The organism is Brevundimonas sp. GN22 (assembly GCF_054824005.1).
This window is the reverse complement of sequence record NZ_JSYD01000071.1, coordinates 61107-68356: the sequence shown is the minus strand read 5'-3', so window position 1 is coordinate 68356 and position 7250 is coordinate 61107. Positions and strand designations below refer to the sequence as shown.

Sequence of the window (7250 nt, the reverse complement as noted above, 5' to 3'; positions counted from 1 at the left end):
AGCGCTTGCTGTGACGTCAAGGCGGGCGTTCGTGCGCTCTCCGGCTACACGTCGTTCGGCAGCCAGACGCTCGGCCTCGGCGATCCGTATGGCCGGCGCGTCGTCTGATTGGTTCAACGGCGCACTTGAGGCGGTCGCCAGTAGGCTGGCCTCAATGGCGGTGACCGGCTGCGCCAGCATCGCCAGACCGGTCAAGCGAGCGAAGGCCGCCAGTTCCTCGGCATTGGCTTCGTCCAAAGCGGCTCGGGCCGACGCTGCCTCGCTTTCGGCCTGTATAGCTCGGAGCATGGGCTCACGTCCGGCCTCGACCAGAGCCACCGCCGCGCGCGCGTCCGCAAGCGCCAGTGTCAGTGCTTCTTGCGCTAGCGCCGCGCGCTTTTGTGCTGCCTCTGCCTCGGCATAGATCAAAGCCAACTGTCCGCTGGCGTCGATCAACGCCAGATCACGGCGGGCCGATGCGACGCCTGCGTCAGCGCGCGCTATGTTGGTGCGCGCTGACCTTCGGCCCCAAAAGTCCACGTTTTGCTCGACCGATAGGCTCAGGTCGCTACCGCCGCAATTCTTGTAAGGACCGGTACCGAATGCATTGTCGGCCGAGAACGCTAGTGTCGGATTGGGCCGCGTTAGCGCTTGGCGGACCCGTGCCTGTGCGGCATCGGCAAGGGCGTTGGCTTCGGTTGCGCGCGGAGTTTGGGTCAAGCCCGCCGGAAGCTGTTGGTAGGATGGCGCAGGTTCTGCACGCGCCAAGTTGGGCAAGGTCGCAGCAAGCGACGCTACCCCACATCCGGCAGCGATCAGCGCCAGACGCAATGATGTCCGTGACATAAGAAATATCCAAAGGTTTCATATAGATGTGCGTATACGCAGCGTCTGATCAGCCCTTTGGCGGGCGCATTAATCCGTCTGGAGCACGTGTCTCCAGATAATCGTTAACGTGCCAGAATTGGCGGAGCAGGGGGCTCAAAACCCGATTTTCCGCCTCGATTTGTGGTGCGCCGCGTTACGATGCCGTGTGATGGCAGTGGCCATGCGCACACGACGCAACGCCGTCAGCATCCAACGAGCCATCGCTATCTGAAGCGTCGGACAAGCTTTGCTGTATAGACGGCAGTTCAAACGTACATGCCGTAGCATCCGTGAATGGCGTCGCGACGAAAACCGCAACGAGCAAGCTCATTACGGCGAACAACTTGGCTATTTGCCAGGTTGCTTTCGTCATCTTCGGCAAACGTATTCAGCCAACCGTCGAATTACAATGCGTTATAAGATAGCGCGCCTGAGACGCGTGATCGAAGTCTGTGACGCGGCCTAGAACCGCTCAACCATATTGTGCGCGTTGATGCAAGTGCAGCGCAAAGGGGCACCGTTGAGCTGGTATAGAATATCGCCTAAGGAATATTATGCGAAGCGAGCACAAGTTCGTGAGTGTTGCATAACTTCACAGCGTTAGCGGAAAAGACCGCTTCGCAGCAATCAAAACGGCGCAGAAGCGGTCTTTTTTGCGTGATATATCAATCACTTTTCCTATTGTCTGATTGGCAGCCGCAGGACACAACGCAACAAAGTTTCGCGTTGTAGTGCATGACCATTCCCGACAATCAGCTGCCACTTACCGGTCCTGTAGTTTTGAACCAGCTTGGCTTGCCAGCGTACTGCGGCACGATTTGGGTTGATTTCTTTAAGGCGAACTTGGCGGTCTCAACTCGTGAAAAATATGCCAACGCCGTGAATGCCTTATATCAACATGCCTCAACGATGCGGCCGCAAATCGATGTAGACTCTGCACTCACAGAGCCCGATCTGGTCGCAATGGACACGCTGTTGTCCTCGTTCCTACTGTCGCGTCAGAATGCGGAAAATGATCGCACTTGGCCGCTAGTATCCGATTTCGTCTTTGGGTTTCTAAGAGAGATCACCGGTTCTGAAGCACTTTCATTGCAGCGTAAGCTCCAATTTATGGCCGCCCGCTATAGCCAGCTGCGGCCACGTCGCCGAATAAAACCGCCCCATATTCGCTGCGTTCCGTACGAGGTGCTGGAAGACCTCTTTTCACTGGTCCATCCGGAAAGTTCCAACAATCCATTTCGAACTAACGAAATCCGTTGGCGGAACACATGATTTTCATGTTGTTTCTGCAACTTGGTCTGAGAAAAAGTGAACTCCTGATACTCAATGTCGGCTCATTTCGATCGCAATTTGACGTCGAAGTGGGAGAAAATCGCTTTTGGCTTGATATTGCCGCTAGTCATTCGACGGTTGACCCCCGCGCTAAGGCCGCTCGCCTGAAAAATAGTTTGGCGACTAGGCAAGTTCCTCTGACAGCTTCTCTCGTCGGAGGTTTGGAGACCTATCTGACGAGCTTCCGGGGCGACCCTCCCCATGAGTTTATGCTCACGTCTGCGGAAGAAAGTCCGCTCTCTGCGAGCTCCCTGGATTATGTGTTCGAGATTCTGAATAGAACCCTTAGCGCTCCGTCGAGGGATATTCTGGCGAGCCGGCGGATAGATAAAATCACGCCTCACTCATTACGCCATACTGCCGCTGTGCTTCGGCTGCAGCGCTTTGTCGATGGTGGGATGGAACAGGAAGAAGCCGTTCACAGGCTGCGGCCCTTCTTCGGATGGTCCAGATCGTCGGAGATGCCCTACCATTATGCACGCGCATACTTTGATCCAATGCAGGCCGCTGTCTGGGAGGAAACATTCAATGACAGCTTGGCCACGCTGAGGAGCATCAAGTCGTAATGGGTAATCAGCTTGATCTTTGGGATGAAAACCGCCCCACAACTTCAATACTTAGTCTTCCGCCCCTCCCCTCGCTGGTTCGATATTATGATCAATTTGCACAGAAGGATCGTGTGATACGAGATATTTCATCCTGTGTTTGGGCGGTTCACCATTCGGGCTCAATCGTAAATTTTGATTTCCGAAAGGCAGGAACTGTCTCAGACCCCGTTGTTATGAGGGTGGTGCTTGAATATATTCAAAGTGATCAGATCGCTACTGGATTAAAGTATTATAGTTCTTTTAATAACATCGACTTTGGCGATTTCGTTCGCTTTAAGCGCTTGTGTGAAGATTTGTCCCCCTCTGAATTCATGGGGCGATGGTCATTAGAAATTCTAGATAAATTTCCTCAGCGCCATATTCAATCGCTTCGGCAAATTCTTCACTGGATGGCTAAGTGGAGTATTGCTCATTGGAGACCATCAGACAGAGACTTAATTAGAAGCCTGCCGGGGTTTTCGTCTAGTAAATAGAAATCTGTTTCGGATGGTTGTGCGTTCATCTCTTTAGCGGATAGGTCTAAAATTGTCGAATACATAGATAAATATTCGGCATTAATGACCAATGATATTGAAATATTCGATCCGGACTTCCTAAGAGATCTATGTTTGCTCGCTATTGCGTTTCAGTTCGGCCTTCGGCCTCTGCAAATGGCCATGCTGACGTTAAATGATGTGCGCATTTTTGATAAAAACACAGTTCATATATCCGTCACGCTTATAAAGCAGCGGCACGAGAAAACTGGTCGCATTGTTCGACGAAAAATTCAGGCGAGTTGGTGTCCAATCTTTCTTAAGTATCAAAGCGTGCGCAATTATACCTCAGATAAGTTCCTTGGGTTGAATCCGCAGGCGTGCTCAAGGAAGCTTTCGGCGCTCACCAGATCGATTACCGGAGTCGCTTACTCGCCTAATCATTTTAGGCACACTAGCGCCCAAAGATTGGTAGATCATGGAGCTTCTCGTGAAGTGGTCTCTGATTTCCTAGGCCACACAGACACCACGGCAGCGAACGTTTACTTCGAAGCTTCGCCCACACAGAACGATCTAGTGAACGCTGCGCTGGGCAATTCAGCTGTGTATCAAGCAGTTTCATCGGCCCAGCGTGGCGATATGATTTCAGCCGCCAATCTGCTTAGATTGGCACCTGATCAGCAGGTCGTTGGTATGCCTCATGGCATACCCATAAGTGGTATTGGCGCTTGCCATGCGGGTCAATCGACGTGCACACGCAACCCTGTTCTTGCCTGCTACACCTGCCACAAGTTTTTGCCAGTTAATGACGCTGCAATTCACCGGGGCGTCCGCGAGAGCTTAGAGGCCGTGGTTAAGTCTTTCGATCAGCCGCAACGCGTCTTCCGTGTCTCGCCGGCAATGATGCAGTTACGCACCACCCTAGAGAGTGTGTCAGCAATCATCGAGGCTGCGGAAGTGGGAGGAAGCGATGAGCAGCCCGTATTCTAGCTTTATCTCCACTGCTAAAATTCGAGCAGAACAAAACAATATTAATTGGAATCCTCAATACGATCCCACTAGCGGAAAAATTAGCAAGGATGAGTGGTGGGACCTATCAGCCATAGCCGGAAAAATAGAGCGGCCACGCAAAGTAATTTCGAGCTTCGGTGTGAACGCATCCGCTAGAGATGCAATATTGGCTGTCACTGGGAATGAAGCCCCGTTTATTATGTCGCCTCACTGGATTGAGCTATTTAAAGCGATAGCCATTCACGACATTCTCATTAAGGGCCGCACGCCAGGAAACTTTGCGGTCAATGTTGGAGAAAGCTTTAGAGTACTCGCAGGCTGCGCCAATGCGGTAAAGCCAGAGGATATTACGCACGATATAGTGAGAAACGCTTATATCGCGGCATTGCTAATGTCCGCATCTGGTAAGCGAGGCAGTACTCTGCAAGCCACCATTTCAACTTGGTTCGACAGCACCGGGATCGCGAATTCGCGCCCCTTAAAACAAGCTTGTGTCGCCCGCGTTGAGCAAAATTAAATCGCGCAACGCGTTAAACAGGTCAATTTTGCAGCAAAGAGGCAAGTAGACAGTAAACGTCCGAGATCCCTAAGAACCGATTTAACTCAGAAGCATTTCGAAGATAAATTGCCGAATGATGAAGATCTATTTGAGCTTCTTAGGATAGCATATACAGCCAATCCGGAAACCGTTTCTGACGTTGTTCGTTTAGAAGCTGCTAAAATTCTTATTTGTACTGGCCTGAGAGTTGGGGAAATAGTGTCCCTGCCCGCCGCCTGTCTGACACAGGGCGATTTTGAGCGCCCCTTGATTGGAAAATATGGTCCTAATAGACCCGATTTTCTTCTACATCATTTTGCTAAAAAGCAAGGGCAAGATGCCCGTCGCTTCGAATTTATAGAGAAAGTTCAACACGTCCCTGCGCTTCTCTCATCTTCCATCACTGGGAGCATTGCTCGAGCGCGATCCATAACAGATCCACTCAGAGTAACCGTAAAACGGCAAAGGCAATCGGGACGCCTATTCCCCGACTTCCAAGCTGATGATCTTCTCACGTGGACCGACGCCTACACGCGTATGACGGGCATGATCCGAATTTCGGTTGAAGACGTACCCGATGCCCTCAAACGAAAATATCGACAGAACTACGACAACCGCGGTCTCAACGAAATTAGAGCACATCAAAGTCACGCCTTAAGGGCCTCAGGTGCAAGCTCGCGAGTGAATGACTATTTTCGTCGCGCTCAGTCAAATACGAAACAGCCGCTTTATCTTCGCGAGGCAGATGGAAGGCCTATAGAGCTGCAGCCAAGCGAGCGCGTGTCGAAGCGGAACTTATTTGTACTTGCTGGGGATATGGAGAAATTCGTACGCACGACTATGCCCACGAAGCTACAAGACCTCCGATTAGGTAAGTCAACTTCAGGCACATTTGGTTTGGAGGACCGGTTATTTCTGTTCCCTGGTAGAGCAAGAGCCGAGGCTGCCCACGACGCGATCATCGACTTAGAACGCTACTTCAGTGTGCAATGTATGTCGACACAAGACCTTGAGATGCAGCTATCGGGTGATGGTGAAGGTGGTCGTTTGTTCCGTCGGTACGGAGAGACTGATCGATCCAAGCAGATTTCGATTAACCCTCACTCCCTGCGTCACCTCCAAAATACAGAGCTTTTCCGGCAGGGTGTGGCCGATACGATAATTACTAAACGTTTTAATCGCAGATCTACCGCGCAAAGCTACGTCTACGACCATCGCACCCTTGCGGAGCATTTGGACGAAATGGAGCCGCAGACGTTGAAAGCTGCAGCCAAACTAGGAGAGCACGCACGCAGAGCGTTTGACCTCATTAGAGGTCAGAAAATTCAGGGTCCTGTTGTCAAAGCTTTTATACGCATCCAGCAAGAATCTGGTGATGAGGCAGCATTTGATTACCTCAACGCCGAAGCTGGAGCTTTGCATTTTACGCCATACGGCTTTTGTCTGAACAGCTTTGCAGCAAGCCCATGCGTTAAACATCTCGAGTGCTTTAATTCTTGTAATCATTTGGCTCGCACCGACTCTCCTGAAGAGCAAAGGAACCTTGAGACACTCAAGGACCGATATGAGTTGCACATTGGTCGCCTAAAGGCACGCCCGAGCCCTGCGCCAAATTTTGGTGCTCAACTAGCTCATGCCGAGGAGAGGTTGGCCGGAATTCGGGCTGCGCTAGCCGAAGTGCCTGGAGCCAAGGTGTTCCCTGAGGGGAGCGATCTTCATGTTAGTATCGGGGATGTCCGCAATCGATGACATTCAACTCGTTGACGAGATCGTCGAACAGATGATCCAGTTGGATACCACCATCACATTCCGACAGGTGTCTGAGCGATCTGACGGACGGTTCCCTCACGCCACATCTCTGACAAGACGTGAGCACTTGCGTGAACGAGTTGAGAAGGCTGTTGAACGACAAAAGGCTGTGCGAGCGGTTGCTCTCAAGTTCTCTAAAAGCTCCCCTGCCCGTTCTGCTGCCCGTATAGCCGCTTTAGAAGCGGAGGTGGCTAGTCTTAGGGATCAGGTGCAACTGCTCACATCCAGTCACCGTGCTGCAATTTTGGCTATAGGTAGGATCGGCGGCATGAAGGGTTGGCGTGAACACTTTCCGGCTTATAGCGAAGCCGTCAACACACTCGTTGAAATGGGAGCGTTACCACAGGCCGAAGTGCAATCGCTCGACCCTCGTAAAGCGGACACTTAGCGTCGGAGCAACTCGGTCGGCTCTACCTTCAATGCTAGCGCAATGCGGTCGATGTTGTCGATTGAAACGTTACGTTCGGAGCGCTCGATAGAGCCGATGTAGGTGCGGTGTAACCCGGCCTTACTGGCGAGATCTTCTTGACTCCACCCGCGTTCTAGGCGGTGGCTGCGGACGTGCGCTGCAAACACCTTCCGTAGTTCATTTTTGAAGACCTGACCCATAAGGGCATGGTCGAAATTTGATGA

Annotated in this window: 9 protein-coding genes; 7 read left to right on the top strand and 2 right to left on the bottom strand. The window is 51.8% G+C overall.

The genetic code is table 11. From position 1 onward, the window contains the following. A partial coding sequence (locus OB03_RS10635) for a TolC family protein (RefSeq protein ID WP_461344119.1) occupies positions 1 to 825 on the bottom strand: 825 nt, incomplete at its 3' end. A gap of 756 nt (positions 826 to 1581) precedes the next feature. On the opposite strand from OB03_RS10635, the gene OB03_RS10630 reads away from it, so the two are divergent. The 7 genes from OB03_RS10630 to OB03_RS10600 all read left to right on the top strand — a co-directional run bounded on the left by OB03_RS10630 (position 1582) and on the right by OB03_RS10600 (position 7005). After that, positions 1582 to 2118, top strand: a complete 537-nt coding sequence (locus OB03_RS10630) for a hypothetical protein (RefSeq protein ID WP_461344118.1) — start codon at positions 1582 to 1584, stop codon at positions 2116 to 2118. Then, positions 2103 to 2744 (top strand): tyrosine-type recombinase/integrase, encoded by a 642-nt coding sequence (locus OB03_RS10625; RefSeq protein ID WP_461344117.1) that lies wholly within the window; start codon positions 2103 to 2105, stop codon positions 2742 to 2744. The genes OB03_RS10630 and OB03_RS10625 overlap by 16 nt, the downstream gene beginning before the upstream one ends. Further along, positions 2744 to 3259: a hypothetical protein gene (locus OB03_RS10620; RefSeq protein WP_461344116.1), complete on the top strand. Its 516-nt coding sequence runs from the start codon at positions 2744 to 2746 to the stop codon at positions 3257 to 3259. Before OB03_RS10625 ends, OB03_RS10620 begins: the two co-directional genes overlap by 1 nt. Before the next feature lie 27 nt (positions 3260 to 3286). Next, a complete protein-coding gene (locus OB03_RS10615; protein ID WP_461344120.1) occupies positions 3287 to 4249 on the top strand; it encodes a site-specific integrase in 963 nt (320 codons plus the stop codon). Then, positions 4230 to 4787, top strand: a complete 558-nt coding sequence (locus tag OB03_RS10610; RefSeq protein WP_461344115.1) for a hypothetical protein — start codon at positions 4230 to 4232, stop codon at positions 4785 to 4787. Before OB03_RS10615 ends, OB03_RS10610 begins: the two co-directional genes overlap by 20 nt. A 108-nt stretch (positions 4788 to 4895) precedes the next feature. Then, positions 4896 to 6557: a hypothetical protein gene (locus OB03_RS10605; protein ID WP_461344114.1), complete on the top strand. Its 1662-nt coding sequence runs from the start codon at positions 4896 to 4898 to the stop codon at positions 6555 to 6557. Next, entirely contained in the window at positions 6541 to 7005 is a 465-nt protein-coding gene (locus tag OB03_RS10600) for a hypothetical protein (RefSeq protein WP_461344113.1), read from the top strand. The genes OB03_RS10605 and OB03_RS10600 overlap by 17 nt, the downstream gene beginning before the upstream one ends. Here the strand turns inward: OB03_RS10600 and OB03_RS10595 are convergent. Next, complete coding sequence (locus OB03_RS10595) at positions 7002 to 7226, bottom strand: helix-turn-helix domain-containing protein (protein WP_461344112.1); 225 nt, start codon at positions 7224 to 7226, stop codon at positions 7002 to 7004. The genes OB03_RS10600 and OB03_RS10595 overlap by 4 nt on opposite strands. Positions 7227 to 7250: the final 24 nt, after the last annotated feature.

Bases quoted from the DNA above. Each gene is read 5' to 3' on its own strand.
- OB03_RS10630 (WP_461344118.1), top strand. From the start codon at position 1,582: ATGACCATTCCCGACAATCAGCTGCCACTTACCGGTCCTGTAGTTTTG.
- OB03_RS10620 (WP_461344116.1), top strand. From the start codon at position 2,744: ATGGGTAATCAGCTTGATCTTTGGGATGAAAACCGCCCCACAACTTCA.
- OB03_RS10610 (WP_461344115.1), top strand. From the start codon at position 4,230: ATGAGCAGCCCGTATTCTAGCTTTATCTCCACTGCTAAAATTCGAGCA.
- OB03_RS10600 (WP_461344113.1), top strand. From the start codon at position 6,541: ATGTCCGCAATCGATGACATTCAACTCGTTGACGAGATCGTCGAACAG.
- OB03_RS10595 (WP_461344112.1), bottom strand. From the start codon at position 7,226: ATGGGTCAGGTCTTCAAAAATGAACTACGGAAGGTGTTTGCAGCGCAC.